Annotated in this window: 8 protein-coding genes; 6 read left to right on the top strand and 2 right to left on the bottom strand. The window is 50.7% G+C overall.

What is annotated here, in order from left to right:
- The first annotated feature begins 39 nt into the window (after positions 1 to 39).
- From IG609_RS11705 to IG609_RS11685, 5 genes are all read left to right on the top strand, one after another.
- The gene (locus IG609_RS11705) at positions 40 to 1869 is read left to right on the top strand and encodes a type VI secretion system Vgr family protein (protein ID WP_250127214.1); all 1830 of its coding nucleotides are present in this window, start codon (positions 40 to 42) and stop codon (positions 1867 to 1869) included.
- Positions 1870 to 1897: 28 nt separating this feature from the next.
- Positions 1898 to 2341 (top strand): DUF1795 domain-containing protein, encoded by a 444-nt coding sequence (locus IG609_RS11700; RefSeq protein ID WP_039551893.1) that lies wholly within the window; start codon positions 1898 to 1900, stop codon positions 2339 to 2341.
- Positions 2334 to 6680: an AHH domain-containing protein gene (locus IG609_RS11695; protein WP_250127213.1), complete on the top strand. Its 4347-nt coding sequence runs from the start codon at positions 2334 to 2336 to the stop codon at positions 6678 to 6680. Before IG609_RS11700 ends, IG609_RS11695 begins: the two co-directional genes overlap by 8 nt.
- 4 nt (positions 6681 to 6684) lie before the next feature.
- Entirely contained in the window at positions 6685 to 7236 is a 552-nt protein-coding gene (locus tag IG609_RS11690) for a hypothetical protein (RefSeq protein WP_039503422.1), read from the top strand.
- Between the two features lie 394 nt (positions 7237 to 7630).
- Positions 7631 to 11455 (top strand): RNA-directed DNA polymerase, encoded by a 3825-nt coding sequence (locus tag IG609_RS11685; protein ID WP_052238883.1) that lies wholly within the window; start codon positions 7631 to 7633, stop codon positions 11453 to 11455.
- Positions 11456 to 11987: 532 nt separating this feature from the next.
- Here IG609_RS11685 and IG609_RS11680 read toward each other — a convergent pair.
- Positions 11988 to 13136 (bottom strand): DUF6161 domain-containing protein, encoded by a 1149-nt coding sequence (locus tag IG609_RS11680; protein ID WP_052238882.1) that lies wholly within the window; start codon positions 13134 to 13136, stop codon positions 11988 to 11990.
- 645 nt (positions 13137 to 13781) lie between these two features.
- Positions 13782 to 15605 carry a MobH family relaxase gene (gene mobH, locus IG609_RS11675; RefSeq protein ID WP_039551891.1) on the bottom strand — a complete coding sequence of 608 codons (1824 nt, stop codon included), beginning with the start codon at positions 15603 to 15605 and terminating at the stop codon, positions 13782 to 13784.
- 306 nt (positions 15606 to 15911) lie between these two features.
- Between mobH and IG609_RS11670 the strand changes: the two genes are divergently transcribed.
- The gene (locus IG609_RS11670; RefSeq protein ID WP_039551890.1) at positions 15912 to 16880 is read left to right on the top strand and encodes a hypothetical protein; all 969 of its coding nucleotides are present in this window, start codon (positions 15912 to 15914) and stop codon (positions 16878 to 16880) included.
- Positions 16881 to 17036: the final 156 nt, after the last annotated feature.

The following is a 17036-nucleotide window of genomic DNA, read 5'->3' as shown; positions in this document are numbered from 1 at the left end:
GACAACACGATGTTCATCACGGGAAGCGAGGGAATAAACGTGGCAAACAGTACAGGATTACAGTTCACGGTAAAGGTCGGTGCATTGCCTGCCTCGACCTTTGCCGTGGTGGATTTTCAGCTCAGCGAGGCCCTTAACCGGCCATTTGCCCTGTCGCTGAATCTGGCGAGTGCCCTACCGGGGATCGACTTTGGCGCAGTGCTCGACCAGCCGTGTGAGCTGCTGGTGTGGTACGAAGGCGAACTGAAACGGCGCGTCAGCGGGATTATCAGTGCCTTCGCACAGGGCGACACCGGCTTTCGCCGCACACGCTATCAGGCAGAGGTTCGCCCGGCACTGTGGCGGCTGGGGCTGCGCACCAATGCCCGCCTCTTCCAGGCACAAAAGCCGGAGGTCATTATCGGTACGTTGCTGGAAGAGTCTGGCATTACCGATTATGCCTTTGCACTGCGTCACGACCACGCCCCGCGCGAATACTGTGTACAGTATCGTGAAAGTGATTTGGCGTTTGTCACTCGTCTGGCAGCGGAAGAAGGGCTGTACTTCTTCCATGAGTTTGAAGAAGGCAAGCACCGCGTCGTCTTTGCGGATGATGCCGGGGCGCTCAGCAAAGGTCCGGAATTGTTCTTCAACCTCGCCAACCAAGGGCTGAGCGAAGGTGACTATGTGCGCCGCTTCCGCTACGCCGAAGCCGTCAGTACCGCAGAAGTCGCCCTCAAGGATTACAGCTTCAAAACCCCGGCCTACGGCCTGCTGCACAGCAAGATGAGCGGCGAACTGGAACACCAGCGCGAAAGCTATCAGCACTTCGATTATCCCGGACGATTCAAACAAGACCCGAGCGGCAAGGCCTTTACCAACTACCGGTTGGATGCGTTACGCGCGAATGCGATGACCGGTTCGGGTGAGTCTAATGCCGCCATGCTGATGCCGGGCAGCAGTTTTACCCTGACTGAGCACCCCAATCCGACACTCAATGCTGTCTGGCAACTGGTTGCCATCACGCACAGTGGGCAGCAGCCGCAGGCACTGGAAGAGGAAAGTGGCGGTGAACCGACCACCTACAGCAACAGCTTCGAGGTCATCAGCGCCAAAAGCACCTGGCGTGCCGACCTGCCGTACAAACCGATGGTAGATGGTCCGCAGATTGCCACCGTGGTGGGGCCCGCTGGTGAGGAAATCTACTGCGACGAATATGGCCGCATCAAATTGCAATTCCCGTGGGACCGCTACGGCTCCAGTGACGACCAGAGCTCCTGTTGGGTACGCGTTAGCCAGGGCTGGGCGGGTGGTCAGTACGGCCTGATTGCCATCCCGCGTATCGGCCATGAAGTGATCGTCAGCTTCCTGGAAGGCGACCCGGACCAGCCTATCGTGACAGGCAGAACCTTCCACGCCACCAATCCCTCGCCGTATCCACTGCCAGCGAACAAGACACGTACCTCGCTGCGTACGTCAACGCACAAGGGGGCGGGTTTCAATGAGCTGCGTTTTGAAGACCAGGCTGGGCAGGAAGAGGTGTTTATCCATGCCCAGAAAGACATGAACACCGTGGTGTTGAATAACCGTAGTACGACTGTGACCGCTGACCACACCGAAAGCGTCGGTGGCAATCAGGCGGTATCGGTAGTGAAAGACCAATCCACTGAAATCCAGGGGCAGCAGAGTATCGCCGTGACCAAAAACCGCAACACGGTCGTGGATGACAACGACAGCCTGCAGGTGAAAAACAACATCGCTATCCAGTCGCAGAAGGGGGACATCCTGATAGCCACTGACAAGGGGTTTATTGGTATCGGCGCTGACGGGGTCATCAATATCAAGGGTACCCACATTGTCATCAACGGCCAGCAAATCGACCTGAACTGAATAACAAGAACAACAAGGACACGTGAACATGTACCAGATGAACGAAGGCACCCTGACCATTCCTGCGCAGTGGCGCGATGAATCCCTGCACGTTTTTGTCTTGCCGGATGAAACCACTAACCTGGTGGTTAACCGCACCCCGACCGAACCCGGTCAGACGCCAGACGTGGTGTATCAGAAAACGCTGGAGCAGTTTTCTACCCATCTTAATGGTTATAAAGAAGTGCAATCCTGGGAACTGACACTGTCGGACGCGCCAGCCCCGGCGCTGGAATACACCTGGCAGTCGCCGGAAGGCCAGATGCATCAGGTGGTGGTGATGCAGGTACGTGGCGACCTGCTGCTGACGTTCACCATTACCGCCGCTGACGTGCTGAGTGATGATCGTAAAAAAGCATTATTGGCGGTGATCGAGACCTTCAACGCTGCTGAGCCTGCCACATCGGAGGGGATGGAGAGCGGCGATGCGTGATGAAATTCTGGCCCGTATTGCGCGTGTCGGCGCTATGCACGCGGGCAATCGGCCCACGCTGCCACCCGATTTACCTGCACCCGGTAGCGGCTCGCCGCCGACCTCGCCGGGCAAGCCTATCAAGCACAGCAGCTTTCTGGGGGCGCTGCTCGGTGCCGTTGCCGGGGCGCTGGTTGCTGCTGCGGTTGCGGCGGTGGCCGTTGCTCTGGTGGGCGTCACCGGTGGACTGGCGATTGCCGTGGTCGGTGGGCTGGCGGTGCTGGGGGCAGGAAGCCTGATATCGGCGGTCAGTGGTCGGGTATCCGCCATGGTGGACAGTGCCTCACCGCCTGCGGGGAAAGTGGACAGTGGTTCACCGAATGTGTCGGTGGAAGGGAATCCGGTTTCCCGTGCTGAAGTCGATGTCGTTCTCTGCACCAAACACAACGGTCCGCAACTGATTGCGCAGGGCAGCGAAACCGTCTTTGTGAACGGTCATCCGGCTGCACGGATTGGTGATAAAACCGTGTGTGGTGCCACCATCAAGGACGGTGCATCGACGGTGTTCTTTGGCTCCGGTCAGGCTACCGTACTGGAGATACAGGACGAGTTCAGCGGCTGGCAGAAAGCGCTGCTGATTGCGGTGGAATTTCTGGTGCCGCCGACCCGTGGCTTGTTTCGCGGGTTGGGGAAGTTATTCTTTCGCGGCCCCAAAGCGGTGATGAAAGGACTGGGCGCGGGTGCACTTTGGGCAGGCAAACGACTGGCGCAAAAGACACGCTGTGCGACTACAGCATTTATTCGCAGCAAAGGATTGGCCCGTTTTTCTCATGCTAAAGCAGCTTTCAAGGCTGATCCGGTTTATATCGCCAGCGGTGAAGTGATTGAAAATCGTATCGATCTGGCGCTGGGGCAGACCATCCCGCTGGTGTTCGAACGCACCTATCGTACTGCTTCTTCACATGTTGGGTTGTTAGGCCGTGGCTGGCAGGATAGCTGGAGCGAGGTCGCTACCGTCAGTCAGGATGAGGGCGGCATCCATGTCACTATCACGCTGGCACAGGGCTATGACATTGATTTCACCTTCGGGCTCGGTGCCTCCGTGGTGTACTGCGCCGAATACCCCGAATTCAAGCTGCTGCGACGGCATAACGGTTTTCACTTGTGGCACCGCGACAGCCAGACCTGGCGTGCCTTTACCGTCAAACAGGGTAACCAGTTGCTGTTGTCGGCCATTACCGACAACCACCAGAACCGAATCGACTTTCTCCGCGACCCCAAAGGCTACCTGCGCAAGATACAGCACAGCGACGGCATCGAGCTGCTGCTGGTATGGCAGGGCGAGTTCCTGCGCCAGGTGCAGCGCATTGACGGTGGTCAGAAAACTGTGCTGGTCGAATACCGTCAGGATGAACAAGGCCGACTGGTCGAGGCAGATGCCTCTCATGCTTATCACCTGTTCTACGAGTATGACAACCATCATCGTCTGACTCGCTGGCACGACAACGACAAAACCTGGGCGCGTTATGAGTATGACCATCAAGGCAGGTGCATCTACACCACCTGTGCCGACGGCTACCTGACGGCGACGTTTGAGTACCTGGCCGACCGGGTGGTGATGACAGATGGGCTAGGCCAACGCAGTGAATATGGCTTCAATGACCTGCACCTGATGGCGTGGGAGACATCCCCGCTCGGCCATATCACCCGCTATGAGTATGACGATGTGGGCAACCTGCTGCGGGAAATCTCCCCGGCGGGCCGGGTGGTGGAATTTGCCTATCTGGATGATACCGGACTGGTCAGCACCTTCACCGACGGCAGTGGCCACCAATGGCAGTACGCCTACGACGATCATGAGCGGCTTATCGGTATTACTGACCCACTCGGGCGCCACTGGGCCTGGCAGTACGACAGCAAGGGCAACCCGCAGAGCCTCACCGGACCGGACAACAGTGAAGTGCGCTTTGCGTGGAATCGCTACGGCCTGCTGACTGAAGTCAGCGACCAGAACGGTCAGGTACAGGCCAGCCTGTTTTACGACCACCGTCAGCGCCTGCTGAGTGCCACGGATGCGGAGTCCCGCACTCAGCAACTGCGCTACGACCAGCAGGACAGGCTGACCACCTGGACACGCCCGGATGGCTCAACCTATCGGCTGGGTTATCGCCGTGCAAGCTGGAAGCTGCCGGAGCAACTACTGCGTCCGGACGACAAGCAAGAGCAGCGCCAGTATGACAAGCACAACAACCTGCTGAACTATACCGACGGCAACGGCGCGGTATGGCGACAAACCTATGGCGCGTTTGATTTGCTGACGTCACGTACCGATGCGGCAGGTCGCACCTGGCAGTACGAGTACGACAAGGAAAGTCAGCAACTGGTGTGTGTCACGGCACCGGACGGTAACCAGTGGCAGTGGTGGCTGGATGCCGATGCGCGGGTTATCCGCGAACGGGACATGGCGGGTACGGAGACCCACTACGGCTATGACGAAGACGGACACTGCATCACCGTTCGTAACGGCGAAGGAGAAACCCGCCACTTCCTGTACGACGGGCGCGGATTACTGATAAAAGAAACGGCACCAGACGACACCCTGCACTACCGCTACGATGCGGCAGGCAGGCTTACTGAAGTCACGTCCGCGACCAGTCATATCCAGTTGTCGTATGACGAGCGCGACCGTGTGGTAGAGGAGCACAACAGCGGTTCGGTAGTGATGCGCCACTATCAGGAGGCATCGCACACCGTTACCCGCAGCTTGTTCTGGGAAGGTGAAGAAGACAGCGCGGCACTTACCAGTTCCTTCTGCTATAGCGCGACGGGTGAACTGCGTCAGATACAGTTACCGGACGGTGCAGAGCTGACGCTGGCTTATGATGCTGCTGGACGTGAATCTATCCGCCAGAGCAAGGGCGGTTTTACGCAGCAACGCGAATACGATGTCATGGGCTGGCTGACGCGGGACCGGAGCGGTCAGACGGCTGACGGTCGGTTGCAACCGGCACAGACCCGGGAATACCTGTACGACGGCGCGGGTAACCTGACCGGCACCCGGCGCAACCGCGAAGCGGCAGGCTACAAGCTTGATGCCACCGGACGGGTGTTGGAGGTCCTGAGCGGTGGCGCGGGTCGCACTGTTAACACCGAAGAACAATACCGCTACACCCGTAACGGGCTGCCGCAGGACACGACAAGGCTGATCGAATGGCAGGCCGGACGACTGACCCAACAGGACAACACTCACTACCAGTACGACAAGGCTGGAAGGCTGATACGCAAACAGGTGATACAGCCGGGCTATCGGCCGCAGGTGTGGCACTACCGCTGGGACAGCCGCAACCAGCTCAGGGTCGTGGACACACCGACAGGAGTGCGCTGGTCCTACCGCTACGACCCGTTCGGGCGGCGCATTGGCAAACGCTGCGAGCAGACCCAGGACGAACTCCGCTACCTGTGGGATGGCGACCAGATAGCCGAAGTGCGTCACTACCGCGACAACCGGCTTATCAGCCGCCGCCACTGGGTACACAACGGCTGGGAGCTGTTGGTACAGCAGCGCCAAACTGTGGAGGGGAACTGGGAAACGGATTTTATCACCAGCGGCCATAATGGTGAACCGCAGGCAGTCTTTAACCCGCAAGGCGAGCTTCGCTGGCAGGCTCCGCGCACCAACTTATGGGGCCAGCGTTATACAGATAATACTGAAAGTCTTGATCCGGGACTGGCATTTGCGGGGCAGTACCGTGACGTTGAAAGTAGCTTATGCTATAACAGGTTCCGTTATTATGATCCAAGTGGTGGTTGTTATATTTCCCCTGACCCGATCAGTATTTTGGGTGGTGATAATAATTATGGATATGTTCATAACCCAGTTGATTGGATTGATCCGTTTGGATTGGCTGGATGCTCTACCACTCTTGGTAAGAACATGATGCAGGGGATGGGGTTGCCTCGTTCTAGTAAATGGAGTGGCTATCAGGCACACCATGTAATACCCAAGGAACTAGCTAATCATCCTGCGTTGAAGAAAATTAACTATTATATTGATAATGCTAATAATGGTATTTTTCTTCGGAAAGTGGATGACGGTGTGAGTGCTATGGCGAGGCATCAGGGTAACCATCATGGATATACAGATGCTATACGCGGAGCTTTAGATAGAATAGATCTTAATCAATCTGTGAGTTCTATTTCAAAGCAAGTGGCTCAGATCCAAAATGCAGCAAAAAAAGGAATGATGGATGGTATGCCTATTCGGTCTAAAGATATGTGGAATGCTGACATCTTTGGTAAGGATATAGGTCAAGTAGGTAGGCAGAGGGTATTTGAGTTATGGCAAAACATATTAAGGTGATAAAATGAATGATAAAGCTGAATTTTATATGGAGCCTATTAGATTTTTTAAGAACCCCTTGTTTTTATCAGGTTCTAAAATAGCCTTGTCTGAATATAGTATGATTACGGAAAAAAATGATGCTTTAAGATTGTTTTTTAGCCAAGATGTACCTTCGGATTATTGTATTTGGGGTGACTTTTTTTCCGGTCAGGTATCTGATCTGATACTGGACAAAAACTATAATCTGGCGCAAGAGGATATAACCAAGGCTATCAGATCTGAGGGCAATGATACTCTAAAAGAAACAATAAGAAAAAGGAAAGAGTATCTTTTGAGGAAAAAGGCAGGGCTGGCTGATAATTCTGAATATGATAAATTTATTAAAGAAGTAGATGATGAGTGTAATTATATTTTAATGATGGTTAGTGTGCAGCGATATCTGAAGGGGGAGAGAGTTAAAAATAAACTCGAGGAGCTTTTTGATATTTTCAAAACAGGTGTTTTGCCCTGTGGCGTGAAAAAAAATTCGAATGAGATAGTTGTTTTTGATCCATCTATACTGAGATCTGATTAATTCGAAGGTCATAGGGTATATAGCCGAGGTGGTAATTCGCCGAATTGGTTGTAAGACCGCTCATGGTAACACATTGATTGCGCTTTGCTAACAGCTCCATGTTGCTATTCCGATTAACCGCCTGGACTATCGTACCCAGCTACGGGTCTACGGGTTATCGACATGCTAACGGATGAATACCGGTTTTACTGCTAAGCTATGCGCTCAAGCATATCGTGGAGTGGTTGATGCTGTGATGTTTATTCTACACACAAAGTGGTATTTGTGGCGGATATTGATTGTTTAAGAAAACAATAATCGTGAACAAGGTAGCAGTAAATTTGATGCTTAGATGAAAAATATCTTCGATGTCCGGTCGAAAAATTTCGATAGTTAGATCCTTTAAAGGTTGCATATGGTCGCTGTGGATTCGCGGTACAACAAGCTATACCCGCAAGTAAAGGTTCTTCAAGATAAAGTCGTTCTTGCTCAAGCTTGGAAAAAAACTCATACATTTATTCGTCGCCATAATTGGTACGCGGATATCTTAGAGCTTGATGCTTCAGGAGTTTGTCTGTCTGAAAACCTTACTAAGTGGTCAAATGGCATCGTAGGCGGCGACTACAAACCATCTGCCGCATGGTTGGTGCCAGCACCCAAGAATGGCTTGTGGTGTTTCAAATCTGAATCCGAAGGTGGGTGGCAGCCACGGGTTTCTGAAACAGAAAACACCCCAGTCCTACGCCCCCTTGCTCACCTTGGCATCCGAGAGCAAACGGTAGCTACTGCCATAATGCTTTGTTTAGCAGATTGTATTGAATCAGTGCAAGGTGATACATCTCTTTCCGTAGAAAAAGCATCAGAAAGAAACGTTTTTAGTTATGGCAATAGACTCTTTTGTAACTGGACAAGGGATCACTCTGTTGCATCTTTCCCATGGGGAAACTCAAACACTTACAGTAGGTATTTCCAAGACTACCAAAGATATGTGGAGCGGCCACTAACAATAGCTAAGAGTGTTAATGTTGGAGATGGCTGCAAGGTTTTTGTTGTTAGCCTCGATATCAGGGCTTTCTTTGACAATGTAGATATTCCACTGCTCGTAGAAAAGTTAGAAGCCACCTACCAGCGTTTCTATGAAGAGTCTAAAGATAGTATGCGCCCTGCAGACGAAGCCTTCTGGGATATGGCTCGGCGTTCTTTGAGTTTTCAATGGCGCGATGAGGACCTGGCTCTAGCGCCTTTGTTTCGAGATTGCGAACTCCCTTTGGGGCTGCCTCAGGGGTTGGTCGCGAGTGGGTTCTTTGCAAATGCGTACCTCATCGACTTTGACCGCGATATAGGGTCGTTCATAAATAGTAGACCTAAAGGGAAAAGCTTCCGCGTTCATGATTATTGCCGTTACGTCGATGATTTGAAATTGGTTATTTCAGTCGATAGTGACGAGGATACACCTTACAACCTGACTAGTTTAGGTGATGAGATTAGTGCTTGGGTTCAAACTTATCTCGAGAAGCATACTACGCCATCTGGTACTGCAAGGACTTATCTGCAGCTCAATGCACGGAAGACCCAGTTGGAACCTCTCGTTGAGGTTGGTACAGAGTCCAGTACCGGAGCGCGGATGAAAACGCTTCAGCAGCAGTTAAGTGGACCATTTGACATAGACACTTTACGGCATGCAGAAGCTGGTCTTAATGGCCTTCTTTCATTGGCGGAGCTAGGACTTATCGAAGAGATGAAGCCAGTACAAGGGACTCTTCGACTCGCGACTGTGGCATCGCTGAAGCATGAGGTAAGAGATGACACGCTAACGCGTTTCTCGGCATATCGCTTGGTGCGCTCCTTGCGCCAGCGACGCGGTATGACAGACCTTACGGAGCTCAACAACGGCGAAAGTGCAAGCGAGTCATTGCGGCATGACTTTCAGTCTGTATCGCGACGACTAGTTTCTGCATGGGCGATGAATCCCTCCCTTGTGCAGGTGCTTCGATATGCACTTGATCTGTGGCCTAGCACCGAGCTCTTAGAACCTGTAGAACAAGCACTGATGAGCAAACTGGAGGGTGGCCAGCAAAGTTCGGAATTCGGGAGCAGAGTTGCTTACTACATTCTCGCAGATTTGTTCAAGGCGGGCGCAACCGAAACTGGAAAATTGGCTAAGCAAGACTTGAACTTCGAGGTTGCTGATGTAGATGAATACCGTGCTGCGCTAGCGAGCCTTGCATTGCGAATTCTAAACGATGGAAAAGCCCCTTGGTACGTTCAGCAACAAGCAAGTCTTCTTCTAGCTTCAGTTGGGCAGAAAGCTACTTTACCCCAAGTTCCGTTAGAGCTGAGATTCTACAGAGCACTTCACTTGTTTGTTCGTGCCAAGTCTTCGGTGCCAGATATTACCTTTGAGGAAGAGGTCGTTGTGTCGTTGGTTGGGCACCAGCTTCTTGGGAATAAGGCCCATTATGTGCGTTGGTTCGTCAGTTTTGGTGAGACAAGAAGTAAAAGTCATGTTTCAAGAGCTTGGCAAATAATAGCCGAAACATCTCCTTATCTATTGAGGCACCTACTAAGTTCGAAGCGCAAAGCAATGTTGCCTTTGATTGCTTTGGCCCCTAAGTACTTAGTTCGATTTGAGGAGGCGCGTTGGTCTGCAAACAGTGGCTCTTTACCCACAAAAAAGTGGTTGCCTTTGTTGACTGTTATCACACATCCCTCGCAACTATTCAGCCAAGAGAATGCCCTGCTAAAGCTTGCCGAATCGCTAGGTAAGTCTAAAGAAATACGTGAGTTTTCCCCTGAGTTGCTGACGCCGTTGAACGTGCAGGTCAGATCCGAAAACTGGGAAAAATTGAGCAACCCTAGTTTCGCCAATCTTGATGCTAGGGCGATCGAATCACTCAAAACAACGGATGGTACATACAACACCCCCTCTTGGTGTCGACCTGAAGATGCCTGGATGTATGCATTTGGTCGCTTGCTACGAGCTGCAGCTACGGGGGAACCGGATTTCACTGTGCACCATTGGCTCACAAGCGAAGATGTGGGTTGGTACAGTGGCCTGAAAAGCACCTGGCACAAGCGGCGTTTGGGGATGCTTCATTCAGCAGAAGGACTAAGAGGGACCACTGCTGCAATAACGCCATGGTTTTCGGATTTGCTTCTGCACTTACTGCGTTGGCCTGGTCTGGCAGAGCAAGAGAGCCAAGATGCGCTGACTATTGCGACACGACGTGATTTCAACAATGTCATCAAAAATCGTCTGGAAGTCCAAAAGAAGCTCTACGGTGCTAGCAGCCAGTTGCCTATTTATCGCTATCCAGTTGAATGGCCAGTAGATCCAGAACGTGGGTTGCGTGTTGTAATGGTGCAAGGTCTAATGCCACTTCATTGCCATTTCGACCAAGGTTTGGTTGGTCTTAATGTTTCTGGTTATAGAGAGAAACATCGAAATCATACAGCGTCGCTGCTACACCTTGCTTACAAACATCTAGCTGCACGGGACTACGTCTTAGGAACGTCTGTTAAACCGCACTTTGATCTCGTCGTGTTTCCCGAGCTAAGTATCCATGTTGACGATCAAGACCTTATGCGAGCGTTCTCGGATGCAACTGGCGCGATGCTTTTCTACGGTCTGCTAGCTGCGAAAGGTCCTATAAATAGGGAGCCTATCAATGCAGCTAGATGGTTGGTTCCGCAGCGACGAGCTGGACGTCGTTCGTGGGTCGAGGTTGACCAAGGAAAGTTTAATCTTACTCCCGAGGAGCATGATTTAGGCATAAAGCCATGGCGCCCATACCAAGTGGTCATTGAATTGCTTGACTCCGCCACGCCTGCTAAGAAGCCTTACCGGCTGACTGGCTCCATTTGCTTTGACGCAACAGACCTCTCGTTAGCAGCAGATCTGCGTAATGAGAGTCACATGTATGTTGTCTCTGCGATGAACAAAGATGTGAAAACCTTCGACAGTATGGTTGCAGCATTGCGCTACCATATGTACCAACATATCCTGATTGCGAACATTGGCGAATTTGGCGGCTCTACTGCTCAGGCACCCTATGACAAAGAGCACAAACGACTTATTTCGCATTCTCATGGCGGTAATCAGTTAGCCGTATCAATATTCGATGTGCGTTTAGAGGACTTCGGTCCCGAGCTTGAAGCCGCAAAGCCAGGAGAGCGAAAATGTAAGCAAGTAAGAGAGCGTATTGGTAAAACACCACCTGCGGGTTTAGATCGAGTTTAGGGTAGTGTGTTTAATACAGGGACGTGAAGTGTATTAGCTGTAGGAGTAGTCCGCTGGATGGATTGAAAAGCCCCAGTAAGTAAATGGTAACGTTTTCGCCAATCGATTCACTGTTACTCTTACTGGCGAATGATAGTTCTACCGCTAAGATCGGTTCGGCCGTGCGTCAGCAAACGCTGCGATAAAATGCAGGATAACATTCGTTACCTATGGGACGGCGACCAGATAGACGAGATACGCCACCACCGCGAAGGTGAACTGATCCACCGTCACCACCTTGCTTTCTTCATCAACTGCCCGCCCATGTTAATAGTGGGTGTAACGTGGTAGCCTTTAACCGGACGATGCAGAGTACGGGAAAGTGTTCGTGTAGATAAATTTAAAAATGGTTGTGTATGCCATTCCTGCCGCGATTGACTTCTTTCCGAGGGAAAAGTCAGTCTGTTCTTTTTTCGTCCGAAGTACGGTTTTGTCGAGCTGCTCAGAGAGGGCTAATGGTAGCTAGGTTGCTATAGTCACGATTTACTATTTGTTAACCAGCGCCTGTAGGTTTGTCCCCTTTAGTCTTGAGAATTGTTTCAAGAATTTTCCCAAACTCGGGTGCAGTTGATTCCTCGCTAATCAAATTATTGGATGGGCGGAATAATGTGGTATAGAAAAGTAGTTCAGCCTCCTGGGCGATCGAAGACTCTGCTGCCTTCATTGCAACAAATGTTTTAATCATTGTGGCACGTTCGATCGATTCGGTCTCTAATGTTAAGTTGGCCATCATGAGCTTTACAAATATTCGAGTGCACCAGATACCAGCTGTCGAAACCAACAAAATCATCGCTATCCCAGAAAGAGTTTTAGGTAAGGTAAACTCAAATCCCCAAAAGTTTCGGGGCACTCCAGAAACATACTCATAACCTATCGTAACGCCCAGCAGTATCGAGAAAATCATTGCCGAAATTGATGCGTATTTCCCGTATTTTTTTGCGTTAATATTATGCAGTCCCTTACGCTCCTCCCAAAACTTAACTGGCTCAGACAAAGAAACTGCCGCAGTTGCAGCGGAAACAATTTTTTCAATATGGTCTTTCCCAGAAACGACGCTATCATTAATAATTTTTTCCTTATCAGAAAAATCCTGAAGAACTTCTCTAACATTTTTATCAATTCGCTCTGACAAGGAAGCAAGATTTGCTTCAACTTTTTCTTCATACCCCCTTAGATAAAAAGGATCGGCTGCTACTGAGATTATACGGTAGGTGTATATTGCAGAAGCTGCTACACCCGAATAACAGGCATACTTAAAATCTTCAGCTAAGGGATCATCATGTTTAGGCAGGTTAATATCATAGATAATTTTGACTTTTTCCCACATTTCGGAATGCACATTTTCATCATTTGGAGAAGTGTTTTTTTCCAGCTCAGTTGTCATCCGACTGAGTTGAGTGCAGTAGTCACTAATCTGTTGAATAAAAAACCTGTTCGTTGATGCTATCTGGACACGTTTGTGCGCCTGATCCTTTTCATTCATTACTTGAATAATATTTTCCCAGTAAGAAAACTCTTCTTTAAACCAATCGTGCAATTCTGACCGATTCAAAGCATGAATACGGTCATGTCTATTCTTGAGTAGAGACTTACCCAACGCAGTAACAACACTGTCAGCATTAGATTCGAGATAAGAAGACATATTGAGGCACTCCTTCGCTGAAAAAATGCGAACATACCATCCACTATTACAACTATCAAGTGTCTATTTAGTTAGTCGACTAATTGATATTGTGATTGAAAATAGTAATAAGACGAGGCGGTATTTTTAACTGCAAATCAAGCAGCCTAAAAATTATTTTTAATTTTTACATTAGATGGAAAAAATATATTTTGGTTAGTGAATTTTCATGTGGAAACACAAAAGGAATAATCGGTACGGTAGGGATGTGGTGATGCCTGAATTCAGAATATTGCGGCATAGGGACGATTGTACCGAAAGTAATAAATAGCCAGTTTGGATATTACCGCTTGAATTGGCATCGGCACTGATCAGTCAGATGATAGAGGTTGAATTATGTGACTGGCTTTTGTCCACGGTGGAGTCTAAATAGCGAACCTAGAGTACGCCTGGGCTGGTTGATGGCAGTGGAAGACAACTCTTGTGCCAAGGTCAAGCGACAGATGAGCCCGTTGTGATAGCGATTGATGTGGATGATTTCGGCCACTGATTTATACCTAGACGCACATTCAATCGTAAATGTCTCAGTCAGGGAGTCAGGTATTGACGGTATTGTGTCAATGAGTTTCGAGAACGATATGTGCAGCGTTGTGCCGGATTGCATGATTAAGCTGACTTGTTCTCCAGAAGCGTTAAGTATGGATTATTGGGCGGTTGCTCCGAGAAGACGCTCGACGGCTCTGTGAGTAAGTAACCGTGCAACCGCCGAGCCTTTCTTGGCCCCGTCACCTGGCATGTCCAGATGTTCAGCCCGCTGGGCTGCTTTCGATGCGCCTGGTGCTTTTCGAAGCGCTTTTGAATCCACTGCCAATCCTGTAATCCCTCTTGTTTCGCCAGGGTGGCAAGTGTCGGGTGCTCCTGCGCATAGCGCTGGAAAATCCCAGGACTGACAAGATAGACCGTATCGTTCACGGTATGCACCATCGCTTTGGCGTCGTTGATGATGAGTTTGCGTGATTGAACTCCTTCCCTCAACCAGGCGATGAAGTGTTCGCTCGAAAGCAGTTTGGCAGGTTCAGGTTGGGATGGCGTATCCGAGGCCCGTGGCGGTATGGGCTCATCCGTGTCATCAGGTGGTGAGGTAGTGGGTTGTGCAGTGCTCGACGCACTGGAGGATGCTGTTGTGCTGGGGTCTTCGGCTGGCATCAGCATTGCGAGCATGTCTTCCATGACATCGTGTGGCGCAGTGGGGGACGGTGCTGTTGTAAGAGCGGGTGTGGGATGTGCGGGAGAGGCAGAGACGGCGGGTTCGGATGTGGGAGGCATCGCGTCGCTGCTATCGGGGGAACTGGTATCGATCGTCACCGTTCCTGTGAAAGGATCTGGACGCTCGGACGCTTCCCAGATCAAGGCCGGAGAGAGTTTCAACAGCGTGAAACTGTGTGACCAGCCGGATGCGCTGCTGATGGTGGCTTTCCAGATGGCCTTGCCATCCTGGGTTGGCTGCAGCACGCCATGTTCCTGCAACACGTTGAACACAGCCGTGTTATTGGATGGAATGCCTTCGATCCCCTGTGCCAGCAGATGAGCGCGCAATTTGTCAGAGACGGTCTTGCTGACCAACCAAAGTGTGTCCTCTGTCAGCCAGCCATCCGAAGCCTGGGGCTGGTTGATTTTCAATTCTTCCTTGAGCAGGTAACGCAACCCGTCGAGTAACTTGCGCTGTAGCGCCTGCTTGGGAGCCGCCAGGATGATGCGGTTGGGATTTCCGCCCAGTTCCTGCGCTACCGAAGCGCGATCGGCCTGGATGACGAGTTCGCCCAGCATGCCAGCGTGTTCGTATTGGCCTGCGAGCACATACAACAGCGAAGTCCAGAGAACCGGGTAGCTGCTGAGCCAGTCGAGGATGTGGTTATCGAGTATTTGCCGGTAGAGCAGGCCAGTGGCAGCGCCATGAAGGCGATATTCACGGTCATCCCGGTAGCGAAAGCGGTAGGGTTGTTTCAGCGGCCCGTACCAGGGGTGCCAGAGGCTACCGTCTTCGTGCTCGATGTGCAGATCAACGGCAATCTTGCCGATGTCGTGGAGCAGTGCGGCATAAGCGATGGCCGCTGTCCAGGCTTCTGATTGCGCGGCTTGATCTTCGGGAGGTGCGCCTGCTGGTAATAGGTGGGACTGACGCAGTTTCAATGCAAAGGCGACGATTTCAAGTCCGTGATCGAGCATGCCGCCATGGTAAGCATGATGATGCGTTTCCGAGGCAGGAAACAACTGTACCAGCTCTGCATAGCGCTCCAGAGGCCTGCGGTAAAGTGTGATGAATTGCTTGCGAGAGAGTGAGGTGCGCTGCCAGATGTGTTCCAGCAGCTTTTGTCGACGAGGTGTGGCCAGCAAAGACGCAGCGGGTTCTGGCTGGAGCAGCCCCTGTTCTGGCACGACAGGAGCAGGCTGGTGTGGCGTGGGCTTTTTTCGCTGAAACAGAGTAAACATGGTGATGCCTCAAGTGCGGGGTAAACGGGCCTTTTCCTTTTCTGGGTAGAGCCTTTCCCCTTGACCCCATTCCATTGCCTTTTATCGGTTTTACCCTTGTTGGAGCCTTTTGATATAGCGTTGTTTGTCTGTGCCATCGAGTATCAATGCGGCAGGGGGGAATCCTTTTTTTGTTGGGAAATGGATAACGCTATGAAGGCTTGGTGTTGCAGGGGTGAATATCACTATGTAATTCTTTCTGGCTGAATCCAAAGTGTAATTTGCTTCAGATGCAGAACGGTTCGGCAGAGTTAACTGGAAATAAAAATGACGAAGGAAATTGAACGCGATATCAGTAGTATCAGGCAGGAATTGACGGGTTCAGAATTGGATCTGTCACGGCACGCAAATCGCTCCCTGAAATACTATGTGCGTGGTATTTATAGCGATTTGGTGAAATGGCAATTTAAACGCCAATATGAAAAAGAGGAATCGCAGAGCAATCTTGAATTTGCCCTTTGCGTAATTGGTTTTATTGGTGTGTTGCTGGCGATTATTCGCTCAGCGGGAAGTGATATCGATTGGGTACGAGAACATACCCTGTCGTTCCGATTGTGGGGCGTGGCCTTGTGTTCCATTTTCGTTGGCGTATCGCTGGAACGCTCGTCTCTGGTGAGTTCTCTGTGGCGTTTTACTGTCACGAAGGTGTTGCTATCAATTGTACTGTCGGGACTGGTGATCTATGCACGCGGTCAGGCTGGCATTTATGTCAATGCTGTGTTTCATGTTGATGCGTCGGCTTTACCTATTACCCTGTTGTTTACTACCGGCCTTATGGTATTCAAATTGATTTTGCCGTTTATAATCGTCGTGTCTGCGATTATGTTTTTGGTGAATTTTTTCTTTATGGCTGCTTGGCTCAAGAATAAGTTTGGTGGCGGCAATTCAGAGCAGCCATTGTTGCAACCTGTTCTTTGTGTGTTGGTCTCATCCGTCCTTCTTTATCATGGATGGTTATGGCCCAGTGATCAATTGAGCGATACCCGAGTGTCTGAAAAAATCTACCTGCTGGCTCATGCTCTGGATTTTAATGATTCGCATCAATGTGCGAATGTACCTGCGGATCGGCCAGTGGTTTTTCTTGGTAATGCTCAGGACGCAGTGTTAGTTGCACCGTATCAATTGGAAGACTTTGACTTTGCCACATTCTTTGAGGCCTCAGCAAATGTTCCCCACCAATTTGTGCGGATGCGATGTGAATATAAACCGGCACAAACGTTTCCAGAAAGATGGTGATTGGTACACCTTGTTCCTGATGGTTTAAAAACTTATTGCACTGCCAGAGCAATAAGCGGGGCAGACGATCTCCGACAGTTGGATATTTGATGTGTGGTATTTTTGCTCTAAGCTAAGTAGACAAGATGATTTCTGTAACCACATCGCGTATCAATC

Source organism: Pectobacterium quasiaquaticum (genome assembly GCF_014946775.2).
GTDB classification, from domain to species: domain Bacteria; phylum Pseudomonadota; class Gammaproteobacteria; order Enterobacterales; family Enterobacteriaceae; genus Pectobacterium; species Pectobacterium aquaticum.
This window is presented reverse-complemented; position numbering and strand designations above follow the sequence as displayed.

Coding starts and splice junctions, on each gene's coding strand:
- IG609_RS11670 (WP_039551890.1), top strand. CDS start 15,912: ATGACGAAGGAAATTGAACGCGATATCAGTAGTATCAGGCAGGAATTG.
- mobH (WP_039551891.1), bottom strand. CDS start 15,605: ATGTTTACTCTGTTTCAGCGAAAAAAGCCCACGCCACACCAGCCTGCT.
- IG609_RS11690 (WP_039503422.1), top strand. CDS start 6,685: ATGAATGATAAAGCTGAATTTTATATGGAGCCTATTAGATTTTTTAAG.
- IG609_RS11700 (WP_039551893.1), top strand. CDS start 1,898: ATGTACCAGATGAACGAAGGCACCCTGACCATTCCTGCGCAGTGGCGC.
- IG609_RS11685 (WP_052238883.1), top strand. CDS start 7,631: ATGGTCGCTGTGGATTCGCGGTACAACAAGCTATACCCGCAAGTAAAG.
- IG609_RS11680 (WP_052238882.1), bottom strand. CDS start 13,136: ATGTCTTCTTATCTCGAATCTAATGCTGACAGTGTTGTTACTGCGTTG.
- IG609_RS11695 (WP_250127213.1), top strand. CDS start 2,334: ATGCGTGATGAAATTCTGGCCCGTATTGCGCGTGTCGGCGCTATGCAC.